This is a genomic window from Sphaerisporangium sp. NPDC088356, assembly GCF_040685555.1.
Taxonomy (GTDB): domain Bacteria; phylum Actinomycetota; class Actinomycetes; order Streptosporangiales; family Streptosporangiaceae; genus Sphaerisporangium.
This window is the reverse complement of record NZ_JBFBIK010000013.1, coordinates 34,676-55,098: the sequence shown is the minus strand read 5'-3', so window position 1 is coordinate 55,098 and position 20,423 is coordinate 34,676. Positions and strand designations below refer to the sequence as shown.

11 protein-coding genes are annotated in these 20,423 nt (G+C 71.1%); 7 read left to right on the top strand and 4 right to left on the bottom strand.

The window, feature by feature from the left end; translation table 11 throughout:
* Positions 1-5: 5 nt before the first annotated feature.
* The 3 genes from AB0O34_RS07835 to AB0O34_RS07825 form a co-directional block, all read right to left on the bottom strand.
* A complete protein-coding gene (locus AB0O34_RS07835) occupies positions 6-1,184 on the bottom strand; it encodes a hypothetical protein (protein WP_363913830.1) in 1,179 nt (392 codons plus the stop codon).
* The gene (locus AB0O34_RS07830) at positions 1,181-1,537 is read right to left on the bottom strand and encodes a PadR family transcriptional regulator (protein WP_363913828.1); all 357 of its coding nucleotides are present in this window, start codon (positions 1,535-1,537) and stop codon (positions 1,181-1,183) included. The genes AB0O34_RS07835 and AB0O34_RS07830 overlap by 4 nt, the downstream gene beginning before the upstream one ends.
* Before the next feature lie 131 nt (positions 1,538-1,668).
* Positions 1,669-4,893, bottom strand: a complete 3,225-nt coding sequence (locus AB0O34_RS07825) for a GH92 family glycosyl hydrolase (RefSeq protein WP_363913826.1) — start codon at positions 4,891-4,893, stop codon at positions 1,669-1,671.
* Positions 4,894-5,253: 360 nt separating this feature from the next.
* Here AB0O34_RS07825 and AB0O34_RS07820 point away from each other — a divergent pair, with 360 nt between their 5' ends.
* Together AB0O34_RS07820 and AB0O34_RS07815 are read left to right on the top strand one after the other, a co-directional pair.
* Positions 5,254-6,693, top strand: a complete 1,440-nt coding sequence (locus AB0O34_RS07820; protein WP_363913824.1) for a carboxyl transferase domain-containing protein — start codon at positions 5,254-5,256, stop codon at positions 6,691-6,693.
* A 31-nt stretch (positions 6,694-6,724) separates the two neighbouring features.
* Positions 6,725-6,934 (top strand): DUF5988 family protein, encoded by a 210-nt coding sequence (locus tag AB0O34_RS07815; protein WP_363913822.1) that lies wholly within the window; start codon positions 6,725-6,727, stop codon positions 6,932-6,934.
* Positions 6,935-7,010: 76 nt separating this feature from the next.
* Here the strand turns inward: AB0O34_RS07815 and AB0O34_RS07810 are convergent, their stop codons facing one another.
* Positions 7,011-8,507 carry a glycosyltransferase family 39 protein gene (locus AB0O34_RS07810; protein ID WP_363913820.1) on the bottom strand — a complete coding sequence of 499 codons (1,497 nt, stop codon included), beginning with the start codon at positions 8,505-8,507 and terminating at the stop codon, positions 7,011-7,013.
* A gap of 326 nt (positions 8,508-8,833) precedes the next feature.
* Between AB0O34_RS07810 and AB0O34_RS07805 the strand changes: the two genes are divergently transcribed.
* The 5 genes from AB0O34_RS07805 to AB0O34_RS07785 are packed head-to-tail and all read left to right on the top strand — an operon-like array spanning position 8,834 to position 20,279.
* A complete protein-coding gene (locus tag AB0O34_RS07805; protein WP_363913818.1) occupies positions 8,834-9,670 on the top strand; it encodes an ABC transporter ATP-binding protein in 837 nt (278 codons plus the stop codon).
* Complete coding sequence (locus AB0O34_RS07800; RefSeq protein WP_363913816.1) at positions 9,660-10,469, top strand: ABC transporter permease; 810 nt, start codon at positions 9,660-9,662, stop codon at positions 10,467-10,469. Before AB0O34_RS07805 ends, AB0O34_RS07800 begins: the two co-directional genes overlap by 11 nt.
* Before the next feature lie 32 nt (positions 10,470-10,501).
* Positions 10,502-15,268 (top strand): beta-ketoacyl synthase N-terminal-like domain-containing protein, encoded by a 4,767-nt coding sequence (locus tag AB0O34_RS07795; RefSeq protein ID WP_363913814.1) that lies wholly within the window; start codon positions 10,502-10,504, stop codon positions 15,266-15,268.
* Positions 15,265-19,122 carry an SDR family NAD(P)-dependent oxidoreductase gene (locus tag AB0O34_RS07790; protein WP_363913812.1) on the top strand — a complete coding sequence of 1,286 codons (3,858 nt, stop codon included), beginning with the start codon at positions 15,265-15,267 and terminating at the stop codon, positions 19,120-19,122. Before AB0O34_RS07795 ends, AB0O34_RS07790 begins: the two co-directional genes overlap by 4 nt.
* Positions 19,119-20,279 carry an acyl-CoA dehydrogenase family protein gene (locus AB0O34_RS07785; protein WP_363913810.1) on the top strand — a complete coding sequence of 387 codons (1,161 nt, stop codon included), beginning with the start codon at positions 19,119-19,121 and terminating at the stop codon, positions 20,277-20,279. The genes AB0O34_RS07790 and AB0O34_RS07785 overlap by 4 nt, the downstream gene beginning before the upstream one ends.
* Positions 20,280-20,423 lie beyond the last annotated feature (144 nt).

Below are 20,423 nucleotides of genomic sequence, written 5' to 3'. Positions count from 1 at the left end.
ACTGATCAGCCGTGGGTCCACTCGTGGGCGAGGAGGTCAGGAGGCGACGGAGCGCCCGGCTGGAGAGGTTCTGGCCGGCCGGGTTGTGGGCGCCTGGTGGCGATGATCACGGTGCTCAGCGTCGCGGCCAGAAGCCCGCCCATCAGCAGGATGGCGAAGTAAGGGTCCTCGGCTCCGCGCCGGTTGTTGTCGAGCCGGTTCGCGGCGGGGACGTTCACGGGACTGGTGTCGGGCACCCAGTGCGGAAAGAACTGCAGCAGAACGTCGACGTAAACGAAGATCAGCAACGCGGCGACGGTGGCCGCGCACAGCAAGGCGATCAAGGACTGCCCGACCGGCCCCGTCCGGCCCGCCAGATCGCTCTTACCGGCCACACCGGCCACACCGGTCAGAGCGGGCCGACCGGCGTCGCCGGACCGATTGGACCGGCTGACCGAGATCAGTGCCGCCGCGCAGCCGGCGGTCGCGATCGCCGCGATCGCCCATGCGCTGGACACCGGCAGCGGAGGGAAGACCAGCACCGGCACCAGGCACGCCACCGCGGCGGCGACCCCGCACCCTCCGCCGATCGCCAACACTCGCATGCCGGCCGCGGACCCGCGGGCCGTCACGGTGACGAACGCCACCGTGTAGAGGACCAGCACCGTGGTGATGATCGGCACACCCGTTCCGGCCTTCTCCGGAAGGGAGTTGGTGGCCAGGCGGAGGCTGTGGATGGTGAGCACGGCAGACGCGCCCACGAGAAGGTAGCCGCCGACGCGGACCAGGCGGGCGGCCAGGCCCTCAGCGACCGGTCCGAACACGCCGGGACGACGCGCGAGCCAGGACAGTGCCAGCAGGATCGCTACCAGTCCGATCAGGCCCGCGCGCAGCGGGGCGTACGTGACCCTGCCGGTCCAGACGACGGTGCCCGCGATCGCGCCCAGCATCAGCGACGGATAGCCGGCCGCGACGAGCAACCGGGGTTGGGTGAGCGAGGCCCGCATGCAGCCCAGCGCGAACCGTCGCCGCTCTGCTGCCGATTCGATCTGGGCGAGCTCGGCCTGCATGGCACGGCCCCACTCCCGCCGCCCGGCAGGGGGCAGCAGCCGTACCGCCCACCCGAGCAGGCGGCCGGCCAGGTCGGCCGGCGCCCCGCCCCCGGCGCGGGGCCCGGCCGGGACCTCGCCTTCCGCGCGGGTCACCACGCGCTCCGCAACTCGCCGGCCTGCGCCAAGGGGGACGCCGGGCCCTTCACCGGACTTTTCATTAGATCCTTCACCGGATCGTGCGGCGGAACGGGTGCGGTCTCGGCGGCAAAGCGGACTCCGGCGGCCGTCAGCCGGTACAGGTGCCGTGGCGGGCGCCCGGGCGGCGCGTCCGTCTCCCAGGCGTGTTCCAGCAGCTGGCGGTCGCACAGTCGCATCAGGATCGGGTACAGCGAGCCGGCCTTGAGGCCGACCTCCTGCCCGAGCTCGTAGCCGTACCGCCAGGTGGCGGGATCCGCCGCGAGCGCGGACAGCACCACCACGGTCTGCCGGGAAGGACGTCGGACCATGACCGAACTCTACCTATATAGAGTTCTTGGCCACAAGACACGAGGTCCGGAGACGCCCCACGGAGGGCTCGTGCCCTCCGTGGGGTCCTCGATCAATCGCGGGCAGGGAAAAGGCCCACATCACTCGCCGGTCAGGAGAAGGCCCAGGCGAAGATGTGCAGCGAGCCGCCCTCCACCGGTGAGAACTTCACGGTCTTCACCGTCTTGCCCGCCGTCAGCGCGATCGGCTGCGCGGCGAAGACGAAGGTGCTGAGCGGCTGGATCTGCCACGAGCCCGAGTACAACCGGTAGGGCGCCTGGGCCACGATCTCGTTCCCGTAGCTGGGGGGGCTACTTCCGAAGTTCAGCATCCAGTCGCTGAAGCCCAGCTTGGCCGTGCTCGTCGAGCCGTCGGTGTAGGTGATCGTCGTGTCCACCAGCGGCGCGGTGTTCGTACCCGACCCGAGAAAGGCCAGCTTGGTGGCTCCGTCGGGCGCCGCCATCTCGATCGCCTGGCTTCCGGTCACCAGGTTGTCCCACTCGCCGAGCCTGCGGTTCGGCCAGGTGAACTTGAAGCCCTTCCAGTCGAGCGTGCCGCCCGGCGTCAGCCCGGCCCCCGCGAGCGCCTGGGCCGGGTAGGCGAACCCGGCTCCGTCGAGGTTGGCCTGGCCCGGCTCGGCCTCGTCGCCGATGCCCGCGTTGTTCTGGTACCAGTCGATCGTCCCGCGCTTGGCCACGTTGAGCCGTACGCCGGTGGTCAGCGCCGTGGAAACGGAGCCGCTCGACGTGGGCTCGGTGGCGGTGATCGGCACGGTCTGGAACCCGAGGGCCACGCCGGCGCCCACGGTGATCCGCAGCGTCACCGTGGCCCTGCCTCCGGCCGGCACCTGGAACGTCCCGCTGGAGGGTGACACGGTGACGCCCGCCGGCGGCTTCGCCTCCCACTTCAGCGAGACGGCCTTGGTCGCGGACTGGGCGGCGAACTGCGCCACGAAGGCCCCGCCCGGCTCGACCGGGCCGCTGGCCGGGTCGGCGCCGATGAGGTACGGCTTCGCGCCCTGGTTGAACGACGGCGGCGCGTCCGTCGCGGCGGATCCGAACGCGGTGTTCGGCGTCGAGCCGAGCGTGAAGTCGACCCGGCCGCCACTGGTCGCGAACGACTCCGGCAGCCACGCCTTGGTGGTCTTCACCCCGTTCACCTTGAGCGTCTGGATGTACCGGTTGGCGGAGCCGGGCGCGTTGATCTCGATGGCGCCCGTATCGCGGCTTATGGTGATCTTGTCGAACAGCGGGGTGTTGACCAGCAGCTCCGCCCGGCCGGGGATGGCCGGGAACAGGCCCATCGCCGACCACACGTACCAGGAGCCCATCGCCCCGAGGTCGTCGTTGCCCGCCAGCCCGTCCGGGCCGGACTTGAACAGCTCCTGCTGCACCCGCCGCACGAGGTCCTGGGTCTTGTACGGCTGCCCGGCCCACGCGTACAGCCACGGCGCCGGCATGGCCGGCTCGTTGCCCATGTAGGCGTAGGGCTCCTTCGGACCGGCGTTGAGCTTCTTGAAGTACGCGTCGAGCCGCGCGGACGCCTTCGCGTTGCCGCCCATCACGTCGAACAGCCCGCGCGCGTTGTGCGGCACCATCCAGTGGTACTGCGCGCCGTTGCCCTCGATGTAGGAGTCCGGGTTCGCGGGGTCGAAGGGGGACGTGAACGAGCCTTCGGCCATGCGCGGCTGGATCCAGGAGTTCGCCGGGTTGTAGATGTTCTGCCAGGCCTGTGAGCGCTTCATGAACTCGCCGGAGGTCGTCGCGTCGCCGAGACGGGAGGCGAGCTGGGCCAGCCCGAAGTCCGCGACGCCGTACTCCAGCGTCGAGGAGGGGTCCGCCGGGACGTACCCCTTCGCCATGTAGGCGGCGTTGCCCGGCCGCTCGTCGTACTTGGCCTGCGGGTGGCCGATGTCCATCGGGCCGACGCGCTTGGCCGCCGCGACCATGGCCTTCAGGACCGCCGGAGCGTCGTAGCCGCGCGCCCCGAAGGCGTACATGCTGGAGATGATCGAGTGGAACGGGTCCCCGACCATGACACCGGTGACCGCGCTCTGGTGCGACCACCGGTCCCACACGTTGCCGATCGATTGCGCGTTGTCGTACATCGACTGCGCGACGTCGCTGCCCACATTGGGCGCGAGCAGGGCGAGGAGCTGCACCTCGCTGCGGTAGATGTCCCACCCGGAGAACGTCGCGTAGTGGTGACGGCCCGCCGCCACCTTGTGCGGCTTGTTGTCCATGCCCGTGTACGTGCCGTCGGTGTCCTCGGCGACATACGGCTGCAGCAGGGAGTGGTAGAGGTTGCTGTAGAAGGTACGCCGCTGGTCCAGCGTGCCGCCCGTGACCCGCACCTGGCCGAGCCGCTTGCTCCAGGTGGCCTGGGCCTTCAGCGCGACCTGGTCGAGGCCGTCGGTGCCGACCTCGGTCTTGACGTTGTTCCTGGCCCCGTCGATGCTCACGTAGGACAGTCCCACGCGCATCTGCACCGGCTTGGCCGAGGCGAACTGCAGGTAGGCGCCCGACCCCGGGCCGTTGACGACGACATCCTGGGCCGTCACGGTCTCGCCCCTGACCTTCGCCTTGGAGGCGTTCCGCACCGCCTGGACGCCCGGGAGTACCGCGTCGTCCTTCCAGGTGCCCGAGCCGGTGATCGGCTGGTCGAAGGTGGCGGAGAAGTAGACCCTGTAGCGCATCGGGGGACCGCAGAACCCGCCGGTCTGGACCCAGCCCTCGACGGTGTTCCCGGTGATCCGGGTCTCGCCGTCGTCGATGCCGTTGACCGACCCGCTGGTGTTCAGCAGCAGCGTACCCGGCTTGCCCTGCGGGAAGGTGAACCGTCCCACGCCGGCACGCGTGCTCACCGACAGCTCGGCCTTGACCCCGGTGTCCAGGGTCGTGCCGTAGAAGCCGGGCGACGCCTTCTCGTTCTCGTGCTTGAACGTCTGCACGTAGTCGTCGCCATGCGTGGCCGGCGACCTGCCGATCGTGCCGGAGATCGGCATCACCGGGAAGTCCTGCGCGCCCGTACACCCGGGCCCCGAGATGTGGGTCATCGAGAAGCCGCGCAACCGGTTGTCTTCCCATTTGTAGCCGCCGCCGGCGTTCGCCACCGTGTCGGGGCTCCACTGCATCATGCCGAACGGCAGGACGGCGCCGGGGAAGTTCATGCCGGCCCCGCCCCCATGGCCGAAGTCGGGGCCTCCCTCCTTGGTCCCGAGGAAGGTGTTGACCAAGGCGGCAGGATCCTCGTCGGTGGAGGACCGGACGACCGCGCCCCCCGGAAATGCCGTCGCGGCCAGAACGGCGGCGACTATCGGTAACGACCATATGGACAAGGCACGGCCTCCAGAAGTGAGTTCACGTCACAGAAACATGAACGCGAATCCATGGAGGGCGTCAACCTGCAGAAGTTCCGGCCACAAGTTGCCACTACGGCGCGCGGCACGCTGTGAGGACGGCCTCCCTGCCCGCCGTCGACCACCCGTCGAACCCCGTCCCACCTGGTACGACGGCCGGTTCACCAGTGGTGAGAACCTGAGCGGGACCTCGGCCGGAGGACCCGGCGAAGACCGCAAGCGCGGCCCCGGAACACCGGTGGACTCGATTCCTCGACGAATAGGGGTTGGCTCGCATCGATAAGTGGGGCAAATTCGGCACTATTACTGGTTGATTCCATCCGTCAGGGGAATTCGGCGATGACTGTCCTGTCCACCATTGCGGTTGAGAAATCCCCAGCTCAGCAGATCGACGCCCGGGCGCCTTCCGTCCGCCTCGCGCGGCTGCTCGACGCCGGCTCCCCCGTGCCGCTCCACGGTGACGACGACAGCGGCGTGCGGGCCGTACGCGGCCTGGTGGACGGGGCTCCGGTCATCGCCTACTGCACCGACGCCACGCGGATGGGCGGCGCGCTCGGCGCCGCCGGCGCGATGCGCGTCGTCGAGGCGATCGAGACCGCCGAGCGCCTGGGCTGCCCGGTGGTCGGCCTGTGGCATTCCGGAGGCGCCCGGCTCGCCGACGGGGTCGAGTCGATGCACGGCGTCGGGCTGATGTTCGCCGCCATGACGAGGGCCTCCGGCGTGATACCGCAGATCTCCGTCGTCCTCGGGCCCGCGGCGGGGGCCGCGGCGTACGGCCCCGCGCTCACCGACATCGTCATGATGACCGACTCCGCCCGTGTCTTCGTGACCGGGCCCGACATCGTGCGCAGCGTCACGGGCGAGACCATCGACATGGCGGGGCTCGGCGGCCCGGACACGCACGGGCCCAAGTCCGGTGTCGCCCACGTGACGGTCGGCGGCGAGGACGAGGCGTACACGCGGGCTCGCCGCCTCGTCGGGTTCTTCTCCCGGCCCGGCGTCTTCGACCTCACGCGGCTGCGGGAGCACAGGGACCTCGGAGCGTTCCTGCCGGAGTCGCCTCGCCGGGCGTACGACGTGCGGCCGCTCGTCCACGCCATCATGGACGGCGACGAGGCCGGGGTGGTGTTCGAGGAGTTGCAACCGCGCTGGGCCGCCAACCTGCTGGTGGGGCTCGGCAGGCTCGGGGGCCGGTCGGTCGGCGTGCTGGCCAACAACCCCATCCGCAAGGGCGGCTGCCTGGACTCCCTGTCCGCCGAGAAGGGCTCGCGCTTCGTCCGCATGTGCGACTCGCTCGGCATCCCCCTCCTGGTGCTGGTGGACGTGCCGGGTTACCTCCCCGGAGTCGGGCAGGAGTGGGGTGGCGTCGTGAGGCGTGGCGCCAAGCTCCTGCACGCCTTCGCCGAGGCCGTGGTGCCCCGGGTCACCCTGATCACCCGCAAGTCCTACGGCGGGGCCTACATCGCCATGAACTCCCGCTCGCTCGGCGCCACGGCGGTCTTCGCCTGGCCCGGCGCGGAGGTGGCGGTGATGGGAGCCGAGGCGGCGGTCGGCGTCCTGCACAAGAAGGCGCTCGCAGCGGCCCCCGAGGCCGAGCGGGACGAGTTGCGGGCGCGCCTGGTCGAGGAGCACCGGCAGGTGGCCGGCGGTGTCGAGCGGGCGATGTCCCTCGGGGTCGTCGACGAGGTCATCGCGCCCGCGACCACGCGGCTGCGGCTCGCCGAGGCCCTGGCGGGCGCGCCGCATTCCCGTGGACGCCATTCCAACATTCCGCTGTGAAATACCGGAACATCCGAAGGAGGTGCCACCAATGTTTCAGATCGGAGTGGTCCTGGTAGGCGGCCCGTCATATCTGTCGACCGATCAGCGAATACAACGGGTGACGACCATCGCCGAGACGTTGAAACTGCCCGTCGGCGGGGGATACGAACACTTCACCCATCAGGGGGAGACCACGGAAGTCGACGGCGTAGATTTCCCGGTATTCCGCTGGTTCATGCACACGGCCATAGCCGAATGACGTTCGGCCCACTGCGGCCACAATTTCAGCGAAGACGGCCACGTCGTACAAGACGTGGCCGTCGGCATGAGCTGGGCTAGAAGTGGCGGAGCATGGGCCACAGGGTGGACCAGGGGGCGTGGGGGCCCGTGCACAGCTGGACGACGTCGTCCTGCAGCTCGTTGCCCAGCTCGAACCCGAGGTCGACGGGACGCGCCGGCCGGCAGTCGCCGAAGAGGCGGGGAAGCCGCAGGTTGTCCTTGTAGTACACGAGCACCACCGGGCCGTCGGCGGAGTCGGCCGGCGGCCCCCACTCGAAGTAGCTCATGTGGGCGGAGTACGCGGCGGGCACGCCGTGTTCGGGCCCGTACCGCGCGATCGCCGCCGCCTCGCCGTAGTTCTGGGCGAAGACGACGGCCCGCGAGCGCTGCTCGGAGGGGATCTGGTCCCAGGTGTCCGCGACGGTGGACGCCAGGGTGGGCCAGCCGACCTGCTCGCCCTGCTCCCGGTTCATCGCGCTGACCACCCGCACGGTGTCGGGCGGTAGAACCGGCAGCACCACGACGATGTTGACCAGGGCGGCGACGACGATCGTGGTCACGAGCACCCACATCCGCCGGCCGGCGCCCGCCCAGCGGACGACGCTCGTGGCACCGGCCGCCATCGCCACGATCAGCAGCGGCAGCACGTAGTACGACTTCCCGCCGAAGATGGGCACGACCACCACGAGCAACGGGACGGCCACCGCGAACAGCCGCGCCCACCTGATCGCCGGATCACGCCACAGCCGGATGAGCCCGGCCACCCAGATCGGCACGAACAGCGGGGAGAGCTGCACGAGCAGGAGGGGCACGAACATCAGGCGGTTCTCGCCGCCCTCACGGTCGCTGATCCCGGCCGCGACGGTCAGCTGCGGCCAGCCGTGCGACGCCGCCCACAACAGGTTCGGCGAGGCCAGGAGCAGCGCGACCGCCGCGCCGGCGAGCAGCCACCAGGTGCGCAGCATCCGCCTCGGCCCGACCGCGAGCAGCGAGACCAGCAGCGCCAGCACGACCAGGGCGACCAGCTGCTTGTTGAGCAACCCGACGCCGATGACGGCGCCGATCGCCAGATACCAGCGGCCGTCTCCGGTGCGCAGCAGTCTCAGCACCAGCCAGCTGATGACGAGCCACGCGAGCGTGTCGAACGTGGCGGTGGCGACCATGTGGCCGAGCCCGAGGACGATGCCGGAGGTGGCGGTGAAGACCGCCGCGAGCAGCTGGGCGCGCCGGCCTCCCCCGAGCTCCCTGGCGATCAGCGCGGCGGCCACGACGGTCAGAACCGTCAGCAGCGTCGCCACGACGCGCAGCCCGAAGGGCGTGTCGCCGAAGAGCGCGGTGCTGGCCCTCGCGAGCAGCGGCGTCAGCGGCGGCTGGTCGATGTATCCCCAGGCCGGCCGGTCGCCGGCGACCATGAAGTACAGCTCGTCGCGGTGGAACCCGTAGCGGCCGGACAACGCGGTGAGCAGCGCGGCGACCGCCGCGGAGACGACCGCGACCGGCCCAGCCGCGAACGACGGCAGTCCCCCGGGACGGTCGTCGTCTTCGTCCGACACCGATGTGTCGGTGTGCGCGATAGTCATGACAATTGAGGATGACAGCAGACCTAAGGGTTGTCGTCAAGTTCAGGTGCCGGATCGTGGCCCAACCGATGGCCTGTTCTTTCAGGCCACTTCTTGCCAACAGCGCGCCCATCATATGCCGGGATGGTGGCGGTAACCTCGATTTCACCGGGTCAACCGTATTCAGCCGTTGGATGTCGCGAGGTATTTAGTGCGCCGGCCGAATACGCGGTGGGCATGCCGCATGAATGGAAGTCGCAACGATAACACCCTACAGCGCGGATGCCACAGTCGGCGTGAATACTTAAGGAGGTGGCACGTTGCTGGAAGCAATCGATCTGGTCAAGCGCTATGGCTCGGTCCAGGCTCTCGACGGGTTCGACCTGAGCGTCGCGGCCGGTGAGATCGTCGGGCTGGTCGGGCACAACGGCGCGGGCAAGACGACCTTCGTCGAGATCGTGTCGCACCTGATCCGCCCGGACAGCGGCCACGTGACCATCGACGGCAAGGTGCCCGCCGCCACCCGAGGTCAGGTAGGAGTCGCGCCCCAGCACATCGCGCTGTACCCCTCCATCACCGTCCGCGAGCACCTCGAACTGTTCGGCAAGCTCGCCGGGCTGCGGCGCACGGCGCTGCGGAGCGCCATCGACGATCTCGCCGTCGCACTGCGGCTCACCGACTTCATCGACCGGCACGCGGCCGGCCTGTCCGGCGGCCAGCAGCGCCGCACCCAGGCGGCCACCGCGCTCGTCCACCGGCCGGGACTGCTGCTGCTCGACGAGCCCACCGCCGGAGCCGACCTGGAGACCAGGGAGGCGATGCTCGATGTGGTCAAGCAGCGTGCCGGCGAGGGCGCCGCCATCGTCTACACCACCCACTACCTGCCCGAGCTCACCGAGCTCCAGGCCACGATCGCGGTCGCCCGCAACGGCCGGGTCATCGCCAGGGGCACCTACGAGGAGCTGGTCGACGGGCTGCCGGGCGAGGTGAGGCTCCTCCTGGACAACGGGGAGGAGATGGTGGTCTCGACGACGGAGCCGGCGGCCACCCTGATCGACATGCTCGGCCGCGCCGAGCGCCCGATCAGCGCGGTGGACGTGCGCAACCCCTCCCTCGACGACCTCTACCGATCCCTGGCGGTCAGCGATGCTTCTTGATGCCGCACCCCTCGACACCTCCCACCGAGCCGGCGCGCTCGACAACCTGCGTGACGCCGGCTACCGGGTCGCCGCGATGGCCAAGCACAACACGACCATCCGCCTGCGCGACCCGGGACAGATGATCAGCTACGTCGTCATGCCGATGGTCCTCATGCTGGTGCTGAAGCCGTTGTACGTCCGGGCCGTCGAGGGCGGCGCCACCAAGGTGGTCACCGGCCTGCTGGTGATGTTCTCGGTGTTCGCCATCTCCATCGCCGGCAACGCGATCCTCGCCGAGCGCACCTGGCGCACCTGGGACCGGCTGCGCGTGAGCAAGGCCTCGGCGACCGAGCTGCTGCTGGGGAAGACCATACCGATCTTCGTCGTCATGGTCGTGCAGCAGACGATCCTGCTCATCTACGGGTGCCTGGTCATCGGCCTGCCCGTGCCGCGTTCCCTCGGATACGTCGCCCTGGCGATGGCGATCTGGGCCTTCACGCTGCTTTCGATCGGCGCGGCGCTCGCCGCGATCGTCCGCAGCCACGGCGAGCTCAGCGTGATCTCCGACGTGGGCGCCCTCACACTCAGCTCGCTCGGCGGCGCGCTGGTGCCGCTCAGCATCATGCCCGAGTGGGCGCAGATCGCCGCCCACGTGTCACCCGGGTACTGGGCTCTGATCATGCTGCAGGCCGCCGTACGCGGCGACGCCGCGGGCCTGCTGGCGCCGGCCGGGGTCCTGCTGGCGATCGGCGTGGTGTCCGGCACGTTCGCCGTCCGCCGGCTGACGCGCGGCTGGGGCCGCAGCCGCTTGCTCTGACGCACATTCGATCACACAGGCAAATAAGGGGCATGTTGATGAAGCAACATTCACCTGGAGACTCGAAACACTCGACGGACGAGTCCGATATTGCGATCATCGGCATGGCCGGTCGATTTCCGGGCGCGGACGACGTCGAGACGTTCTGGCGCAACATCAGCACCGGCACCGAGTCCTTCACCCGGTTCTCCGACGAGGAGCTGACCCTCGCCGGCGTCCACCCGACGACCTTCCAGCAGCCGAACTACGTCAGAAGCCGCCCGATCCTTTCGGACATCCGCGGGTTCGACGCCGGGTTCTTCGGCTACAACCCCCGGGAGGCGACGCTCGCCGACCCGCAGCAGCGGATCTTCCTGGAGTGCGTGTGGGAGGTCCTGGAGACCGCCGGCTACGCCTCGCCCAGCGACCGAGGCAGCGTCGGCGTGTTCGCGGGCATGAACATCAGCGCCTACCTGCTGACGCGCCTGAAGGCGTTCGACATGGGCATCGACCCATCCGCGCTGATGATCGGCAACGACAAGGACTCGCTCGCCACGAACGTGTCCTTCCGGCTCGACCTCTCCGGCCCAAGCGTCACCGTGCAGACCTTCTGCTCGACCTCCCTGGTCGCCGTGCACCTCGCCGGCGAGAGCCTGCGCCGGGACGAATGCGACATGGCCCTGGCCGGTGGCGTGTCGATCCGCATCCCCGACCGGGTCGGCTACCTGTGGGAGGAAGGCGGCCAGGAGTCGCCCGACGGCCACGTGCGCACCTTCGACGCCGACGGGAAGGGCAGCATGTTCGGCGACGGCGCCGCCGTCGTCATGCTCAAGCGCCTCGACCGCGCGCTGGCCGACCGGGACACCGTGCTCGCCGTCATCCGCGCCTCCCACATCAACAACGACGGCGCGATGAAGTTCAGCTACCTGGCTCCGAGCATCGACGGCCAGCGCCGGTGCGTCGAAAGGGCCATCGAGAAGGCGGGGGTGGACCCGGCGGCGATCTCCTACGTCGAGGCCCACGGCACCGCGACCGAGGTCGGCGACCCGATGGAGGTCGCCGCCCTGACCCGCGCCTTCGGCCCGACCGAGGCGAAGCAGTACTGCGTACTCGGGTCGATCAAGCCCAACGTCGGCCACCTCGACCGGGCGTCCGGCGTCACCGGACTCATCAAGGTCATCCAGTCGCTGCGCCACGAGCTGATCCCGGGAACCCTGCACTACCGCGCCCCGAACCCCGAGATCGACTTCGACAACAGCCCCTTCCGGGTCACCTCCGAGCCCACGCCGTGGCCGCGCGGCTCCGACCGGCCGAGGATCGCCGGGATCAGCTCCCTCGGCATGGGCGGGACGAACGCCCACGCCATCATCACCGAGGCCCCGCAGGCCGCGCCCCGACGTGAGCGCCCGCGCCGCTGGCAGGTCCTGCCGGTGTCCGCCCGCTCCGCGTCGGCCGCCGAGCAGTCGTGCGCCAGGCTCGCCAAGCGCCTGGAGGCGAGCCCCGAGCTCGACCTCGGCGACGTCGCGTACACGCTGCAGGTCGGCCGCAAGCTCTTCGGCCACCGCAAGGTCGTCATCGCCGACTCCACCGGGCGCGCGGCCGAACTGCTCGCGGACGTCGCCGGGCCGCTCGGCCGTACGGACGCCACGATCGGCCGCAAGGCCGGCTTCCTGATCGCCGGGGTCGGCGAGCAGTACCCGGGCATGGTGGCGTCGCTCTACGCCGACGACCCCGCGTTCCGCGCCGACGTCGACGAGTGCGTGGCCGTCCTCGGCCTCACCGAGGCGGCGCAGCTGTCCGACATGTTCGTGCCCGCCGAACGAGACGTCAGCGGCACGAGCGACCTCGCCCGGCTCCTCGGGCGGAGTGGGGACACCGTTCCCGCGCCCACGTCGGACGCGCACCTGATCCAGCCCGCCGTCTTCGTCGCCGAGTACGCGCTTGCGCGGCAGTTCATGCGCTGGGGCATTCAGCCCGAGATCATGGTCGGCTACAGCCTGGGCGAGTACGTGGCCGCCTGCCTGTCGGGCGTGCTGTCGCTGCCCGACGCGCTCCGGCTGGTCGCCTACCGGGCCAAGCTGATCACCTCGCAGCCCGAGGGCGCCATGCTCGCCGTGGCCGCCGACGAGCGGCGCCTGCGCGCGGTGCTCGGCGAGCTGTTCACCCGCGACCTGGACGTGGCCGTACGTACCGGGTCGCAGGTGGTGCTGGCCGGACCCGCCGAGGCGGTCGAGGAGGCCTCCGCCCTGCTGCTGAAGGCGGAGATCGGAAGCAGGCGCCTCGCGACCACGCACGCGTACCACTCCCGGATGCTCGCGCCGGTGGCGGCCGAGCTGACCGCCTGGATCGCCGACAACGTCACCCTCAACGCGCCGACAATCTCCTACATCAGCAACGTCACCGGGCAGCCCGCCACCGAGGAGGTCGTCACCGACCCCGGCTACTGGGCCCGGCACATGTGCCAGACGGTGGAGTTCGGGGCGGCGCTCGCCCACGTGCTCGACGGCGGCGACACGGCCCTCGCCGAGATCGGCCCCGGCCAGTCCCTCGGCGCGCTGACCCGCGGTCACCCCGACTGCGACCGGAGCCAGTGGCCGCTGATCGTCACGACCCTGCCGGCCGCGAACGACCAGCAGGACGCCCACGCCACCGGCGCCACGGCGGTCGGCAAGCTGTGGCTGTCGGGGGTGACGGTCGACTGGGCGGCGCTGCACGACCTCACCTCCACCAGTACCGCGCCGGAGACCGGCTGGGCTCCCGGACGCGTCCCGCTGCCGACGTACCCGTTCGAGCACCAGGAGTACTGGCTGGAGATCGACCAGACGGCGGCCGGCAGCGGCGCGCCCCTGCTCGACGAGAACGACCCGACCAGCATCGCCAAGGCGCTCCCCCGGCTCCCCGAGGAGCAGTGGGTCAACGTGCCGGTATGGCACCAGACCACGCCGCGCCCGGCCCGCGCCGAGGAGGCCGGCCGCTGGCTGATCTACACCGACACCGGCCTGGCGGACACGCTCGCCGCGTCGCTGCGCGAGCACCTTTCGGCGGCCGGCCGCGAGGTCGTGCTGGTACGGCCGGGCGACGGGTTCGCCGCCGGGCCGGACGGCATGGTGGTGCGGCCGGGCTCGCAGGAGGACGCCATCGCCGTGCTGCGGGAGCTGGGTGACCAGGACCGCCGGCCCGAGCGCATCGTGCACCTGTGGACCGCCGACGCGGCGCCACCCGAGGGCGACCCGACGGAGGACTGCCTCCAGCGCGGCCTGCACACCCTGGTCGCGTTCGCCCGCGCGGCCGGTGACGTCGGGCTCTCGCCGTGGTCGCTCGACATCGTCACCGTCGGCAGCCAGCGGGTGCTCCCCGGCGACGTGGTCCGGGCGGAGCGGGGCACCCTGCTCGGCCCGACTCGGCTCATCCCGGTCGAGTACCCGCGCGTCCAGACCCGGCTGATCGACCTCGACGCCGAGACGGCGCAGAACCGGCCGCGCGCGGTGCTCGCCGAGCTCCGCGCCGAGCCCGCCGACCAGGTGGTGGCGCTGCGCGACGGCCGGCGCTGGGTTCCCGGCTACGAGGTGCTCGACGCGTCCTGCATCAAGGACGCCGCTCCCGCCGCCGAGGTCCGGCGCGGCGGCACGTACCTGGTGACCGGCGGCCTCGGCGGCATCGGCCTCGCGATGGCCGAGCGGCTCGCCGGGCAGTACCAGGCACGGCTCGTCCTGATGGGCAGGACGCCGGTGCCTACCCGGGAGCAGTGGGGACAGATCCTCGCGTCCCCGGGCACCGCCGACGAAGTGCGCAGGCGGCTCGACGGCCTCCAGCGGCTGGTCACGGCCGGGACCGAGGTCGTCACGGTGGCGGGCGACGTCTCGCAACCCGATGACATGCGCCGTGCCGTCGGCACCGCCCTTGAACGTTTCGGCGAGCTCAACGGCGTGCTGCACTGCGCGGCGGTGCCCGCCGTCGGGCTGATGCAGTTCAAGACGGCCGCCGACATCGAACGGGTGCTCGCGCCCAAGGTGGGGGGCACGCTCGCCATCGCCGACGCGCTGCGGGACGTACCGGTCGACTTCGTCGCGCTGTTCTCCTCGACCACCTCGGCGACGGGAGGCGGCGCGGGCCAGGTCGACTACTGCGCGGCCAACGCCTACCTCGACGCGTTCGCGCTCAGCGACGCGCTCCCCGGGGTCACCGTGGCCTCGATCGACTGGGGCGAGTGGACCTGGAACGGCTGGACCGAAGGGCTCGACAACTACGACGAGGGGTCGCGGCAGTACTTCGAGTGGTACCGGGAGACCTTCGGCATCACCTTCGACCAGGGGTTCCAGACCCTGCTGCGGGTGCTGGCCAGCGGCGAGCCGCACACCATCGCGTCCACGCAGGAGTTCGCGCCGCTGGTGGCGATGAGCCGCCGCTCGTCGATCGAGAGCCACCAGGCGACGGTCAAGAAGATCAGGGACGCGTTCGGCCGGCATCCACGACCGGACCTCTCGACGGCGTACGTCGAGCCGCAGTCACCGGCCGAGGAGGCCATCGCCGGAGTGTGGGCCGAGGCGCTCGGCCTCGAACAGGTCGGCGTGCACGACAACTTCTTCGAGCTCGGCGGCAACTCCCTGCTCGGCATGGAGATCATCGCCGAGGTCCGCAAGGCGCTCGAACTGTCCTACCTGCCGCCGCACCTCCTGTACCAGGCGCCCACGGTCGCCTCGCTCGCCGAGGCCGCCGCCGCCGACGAGGAGAAGGACGAACAGGCCGCCGGGGCCCGCGACCAGCAGCGGTCCCGCATCGAACAGCGACGCAACATGCTCCGGAGCGGAAGGACGTCATGACGGTAACCGACTACGACTCGGCGGTCGCACTGATCGGAATGTCCGGGCGTTTCCCCGGAGCGGGCAGCGTCGCCGAGCTGTGGCGCAACGTGCTGGCCGGGGTCAAGGGCCTGCGCGAGATCACCGAAGAGGAGCTGCGCGAGACCGGCGTCGAGCCCGGCCGGCTGGCCGACCCGCGCTACGTCCGCGTCGGCGGCCCGCTGGACGACCTCGACCAGTTCGACGCCACGGTCTTCGGGATCAACCCCCGCGAGGCCGAGACGATGGATCCCCAGCACAAGCTGTTCCTGGAGTGTTCCTGGGAGGCCCTGGAGAGCGCGGGCTACTGCCCGACCGACGTGCCGGGGCAGGTCGCCGTGTTCGCCGGTTGCGGCTTCCCCGACTACATCGTCCAGAACATCCAGCACCTCGCCGGGCAGCCCGGCGGCGCCCTGCTCATGGCGGTCGGCAACGAGCGCGACTCGCTCGCCTCGCTGGTCTCCTACAAGCTGGGCCTGCGCGGGCCGGCGGTGACGGTCCAGACCTTCTGCTCGACGTCGCTGGTGTCGGTGCACCTCGCCTGCCAGAGCCTGCTGACCTACGAATGCGACATCGCGCTCGCCGGCGGGGCCTTCACCCCGCTCCCCCAGCCGGCCGGTTACCTGTACGAGCAGGGCGGCATCATGTCGCCGGACGGGCGGGTCCGCAGCTTCGACGCCGAGGCGAGCGGCACCGTCATGGGCAGCGGCGTGGGCACGGTGGCGCTCAAGCGCATGTCCGACGCGATCAACGACGGCGACGTCATCCACGCGGTGATCCTCGGGTCCGCGGCCAACAACGACGGCCGGATGCGCGCCGGGTACACCGCGCCCGGCGTCGACGGCCAGGCCGAGGTGATCGAACAGGCTCTCGGCGTCGCCGGGGTCAAGCCCGACACCGTCGGCTACGTCGAGTGCCACGCGACCGGCACCATGCTCGGCGACTCCATCGAGCTGGCCGCGATGAACCGCGCGTTCGCGCAGCCTCGCGAGACCCCTTGCGTGCTCGGCTCGCTCAAGCCGAGCCTCGGCCACCTCGACCGCGCCTCCGGGGTCACCGGGCTGATGCGCGCCGCGCTGAACCTCAAGCACGAACTGCTCCCCGGAACGCCCGACTACGAGACCCCCAACCCGGCGCTGGCGACGGCGCAGGACCGCTTCACCGTGCTCACCGAGCACCGCCCGTGGCCCGAGGGCCCGCACCCGCGACGCGCCGGAGTGAACTCCTTCGGTCTCGGCGGCACCAACGCCCACGTCGTCATGGAGCAGGCGCCGCCGAGGCCCGCGAGGCCCGAACGGCCGGGCCCGCACCTGCTGGTGTACTCGGGGACCGACGACCAGGCGCTCTTGGACCTCACCGAACGCCTGCGGCGGCATCTCGACGACAACCGCGACGAGGACCTCGCCGACGTGGCCTTCACGCTCCAGGTCTCCCGCGGCGGCTTCGCCCGGCGGCGGGCGATCGTGTGCCGTGACCGCGACGACGCGCTCGCGGCGCTCGACGACCCGGCACGCTGGATCGACGGCAAGACCCAGCGGCGCAACCCCAAGGTGCTGCTGGTCGAGGGGGCCGGGGAGGTTCCCTCCGCCTGGTGGCCCGAGCTCCACGCGGCGGTCGCCGAGGTGCTGCGTCCCGGCGGCGAGGCGCGGGGCGCGTCACGTACGGTCGCCGCCGGTCGCGACGAGGCGCTGAGCGCGCTCACCGACGCCCTGAGCGGGCTCGGGGTGCACGTGCTCCACGACGGCTCCAGCCTGCCGACCGGCGTCGAGGAGGTCATCGTCGCGCCGGGCCGCGGGGTCTCGGCCGCCGAGTGGCTGCTCGCCACCGTGGCCCGGCTGTGGCAGGCCGGAAGCTCCATCGACTGGGCGACGCTGCACGCGGGCGCCGGGCGCCGGGTCGAGCTGCCCACCTACCCGTTCCAGCGGCGCAGGTACTGGGTCAAGCCCAGGCCCGGCCAGGCGGCGGCGCCCCCGTCCGAGGGGAAGAACTTCGACCGCGCCCAGTGGACGTACCTGCCGACCTGGCAGCAGCGGCCGCTTCCGGTCGCCGGCCTGGACGAGCGGCTCCGGCTGGCCGGCCCCTGGCTGGTCTTCACCGACGACGAGCGCGGTGAGGCGCTGGTCGAGCGCCTCACCCACGCCGGCGCCGAGGTGACCGCCGTACGCGGTGGGGACCGGTTCCACCAGGACGACGCCGGCGACTTCACCGTACGGGTGGACAAGGCCGACGACATGGCCGAGCTGCTCTACTCCCTGGCGGCCAGCCCCCGCGCGATCATCCACGGGTTCAGCCTCGCCGCCGCCGAGGCCGGCCCAGGCGACGACCCCGTGACCCACTTCGACGGCGAGCAGTACCGCGGCTTCTACTCCGCCCTGGCCCTGGCGCGGGAGCTCGTCGACAACACCGGCTCCGCGCCGCGCGCCGAGCTGGCCCTGCTGACCTCCCAGGCGGTGGGGGTGCTCGGTTCGGACCTGCGTCACCCGGAGCACTCGACCCTCGCGGCGCTCGCGCCGAGCCTCGCCCAGGAGAACCCCCGGCTGCGCTGCCGCCACATCGACAGCGACGTCGCGCCGTCGGGCAACCCCGGCGCGCTGGAGTCGCTGACCACCCAGATCCTGGCCGCCGTCGTGTGCCCGCACGAGGGGCCGGTCGCGGTACGCGCGGGCGAGACCTGGCTGCGGCGGTACGAGCCATTCCCCATCCAGGAGCCCACCCCGGAGGATCGTCCGATACGCGACGGCGACACGGTGCTGATCACCGGCGGTCTCGGCGACGTCGGGCTCGTGCTCTCCCGCCACCTGGCCGGCAAGTACGGCTGCCGGCTGGTGCTCACCGCCCGCTCCCCGCTGCCGCCCCGCGAGGAGTGGGAGGGGTACCTTTCCGCGGTGCCCGAGCGCGGCGAGCGGACCGCGCGGCACATCCGCAACATCCTCGACCTGGAGGCCCGGGGCGCCACGGTGCTCGCCATGTCGGCCGACGCGTCCGACGAGGCGCAGATGCGGGCGGTCGTCGAGGCGGCGGTCGAGCGCTTCGGCGAGATCGACGTGGCGGTCCACGGCGCGGGAGTGCAGGAGGGCGGGTTCTTCAACTTCGCCCACCTCATGGACCGCGACCAGTGCGACGCGCACATGGCCGCCAAGGTCAAGGGCTTCCACGTCCTGCAGGCGGTCCTCAAGGACCAGGCCCCCGACCGGCGCATCACCCTGTCTTCCATCGCCGCCGTCCTCGGCGGGATGACGCTGGCCCCGTACGCGGCGGCCAACGCGGCCCTGGACGCCTACATCCGCGTGGCCCGCACGTCCGACGCGGGGCGGTGGATCACCGTCGACTGGGACACCTGGAGCATCGACCCTGAGCGCCTCGAAGGGCACAGCTCGGCGGTGCTCGACTACGCCATGGCGCCGTCGGAGGCCGTCGACGTGTTCGAGCGCACCCTGTCCGCCGGAGACCGGGTGGGACACCTGGTCATCTCGACCGGCTCGCTGGACGCCCGCATCGCCCAGTGGGTCACCGGTGACATCCACGAGGCCAACGGCGAGTACGACGACCAGGAACGCCACCCCCGGCCCGACCTGAGCACCCCGTACGTGGAGCCGCGCGAGGGCACCGAGGCGACGCTGTCGGAGATCTGGTCCAGGGTGCTGAGCATCGAGCCCATCGGCGCCACGGACAACTTCTTCGAGCTGGGCGGCCACTCGCTGCTGGCGATCGAGCTCACCACGCGCATCCGCAAGGCCCTGAACGCCTCGGTGCCGGTCACCGGGCTGCTGGAGTGCCCGACCGTCCGCCAGCTCGCCGCACTGCTCGACAGCAGGGACGGGGTGGACGAAGAGTGAAGCAGCCCGAATACCTGCGCCGGGTGCAGGGCTTCGCCCGGCGCGAGCTGCTGGGCAAGGACGCCTACCTCGACTCGCTCGCCGACGCCCCGCTGCCGCTGTACGAGCGCTTCGCCGACACCGGCCTGGCGAACTGGTGGCTGCCCAAGGAACACGGCGGGCTCGGGCTCGGGCTGCAGGAGAGCGTGCGCATCGTCTCCGAGCTGGCCTACGGCGACGCCGGGGTGGCGTTCACGCTGTTCATCCCGGTCCTGACGACCAGCATGGTCGCCTGGTACGGCAGCGAGGAGCTCAAGGAGCGCCACCTCGGCCGCCTGGTGGCGGAGAACGGGTCGTGCGCGACGCTCGGCAGCGAGCACGCGGCCGGCAGCGAGCTGGCCCGGATCACCACCATGGCGGCCCGTGACGGGGACACCATCGTGCTCAACGGGAAGAAGGCCTTCTCCACCAACGCCGGCTTCGCGCAGTTCCTCGTCGTGATCGCCCGCTCGCAGGAGGACCCGTCGGGGTACATGGCCGTCCTCGTGCCTCGGGACACACCCGGAGTCCAGATCGACAAGCGGTGGGACGTGATCGGGCTGCGGTCGTCGGCGACCTACCAGGTCACCTTCACCGGCTGCCGCGTCCCCGCGGGCAACGTCCTGCGGGGCAACGGGCTGCGGCTGCTGGAGGTCGGGCTGAACGCCAGCCGCATCCTCATCGCCGCGACGGGCCTCGGCATCGCCCGCAGGGTGCGGGACGTGTGCATGGAGTACGGCAAGTCCAAGTCGGTGAAGGGCTCCCCGCTGGCCGGCAACGCGGTGTTCGCCGGCAGGCTGGGCCAGTTCGAGATGCAGATCGACGTGATGGTCAACCAGTGCCTGGCCGCGGCGCGCGCCTACGACGCCGTCGCGGTCCGGCCGGACGCGGGCGAGGAGTTCCTGCGCATCGGGACCCTGAAGTCCGCCCTCACCACCAAGATGTTCTGCGGCCAGACCGGCTGGCAGATCGCCTCCACGGCCTCCGAGATGTTCGGCGGCCTCGGCTACACCCACGAGTCGGTCATCGGCAAACTGCTGCGCGACGTGCGGTACGTCTCGATCGTCGAGGGCGGCGACGACGTCCTCCGCGACCTGGTGTTCAGCCGGTACGTGGTCCCGGTCTCGAAGCGGTCCTGAACCCGCGACCGGTAACGAGACGCCGGCGGTTCGCGCCCGCCCCTGACCACACCGCCTGAACAGCCCGAACGCCCCGCGCTGACGACATGCGCGGGGCGTTCTTTTGTTGTTCGAATGTGGTGCCGGGATCTATCTCAAAGGGGC

What these genes read in the sequence shown, in the direction of transcription:
- AB0O34_RS07830 (WP_363913828.1), bottom strand. Translation starts at nt 1,537, where the DNA reads ATGGTCCGACGTCCTTCCCGGCAGACCGTGGTGGTGCTGTCCGCGCTC.
- AB0O34_RS07820 (WP_363913824.1), top strand. Translation starts at nt 5,254, where the DNA reads ATGACTGTCCTGTCCACCATTGCGGTTGAGAAATCCCCAGCTCAGCAG.
- AB0O34_RS07815 (WP_363913822.1), top strand. Translation starts at nt 6,725, where the DNA reads ATGTTTCAGATCGGAGTGGTCCTGGTAGGCGGCCCGTCATATCTGTCG.
- AB0O34_RS07800 (WP_363913816.1), top strand. Translation starts at nt 9,660, where the DNA reads ATGCTTCTTGATGCCGCACCCCTCGACACCTCCCACCGAGCCGGCGCG.
- AB0O34_RS07795 (WP_363913814.1), top strand. Translation starts at nt 10,502, where the DNA reads ATGTTGATGAAGCAACATTCACCTGGAGACTCGAAACACTCGACGGAC.
- AB0O34_RS07790 (WP_363913812.1), top strand. Translation starts at nt 15,265, where the DNA reads ATGACGGTAACCGACTACGACTCGGCGGTCGCACTGATCGGAATGTCC.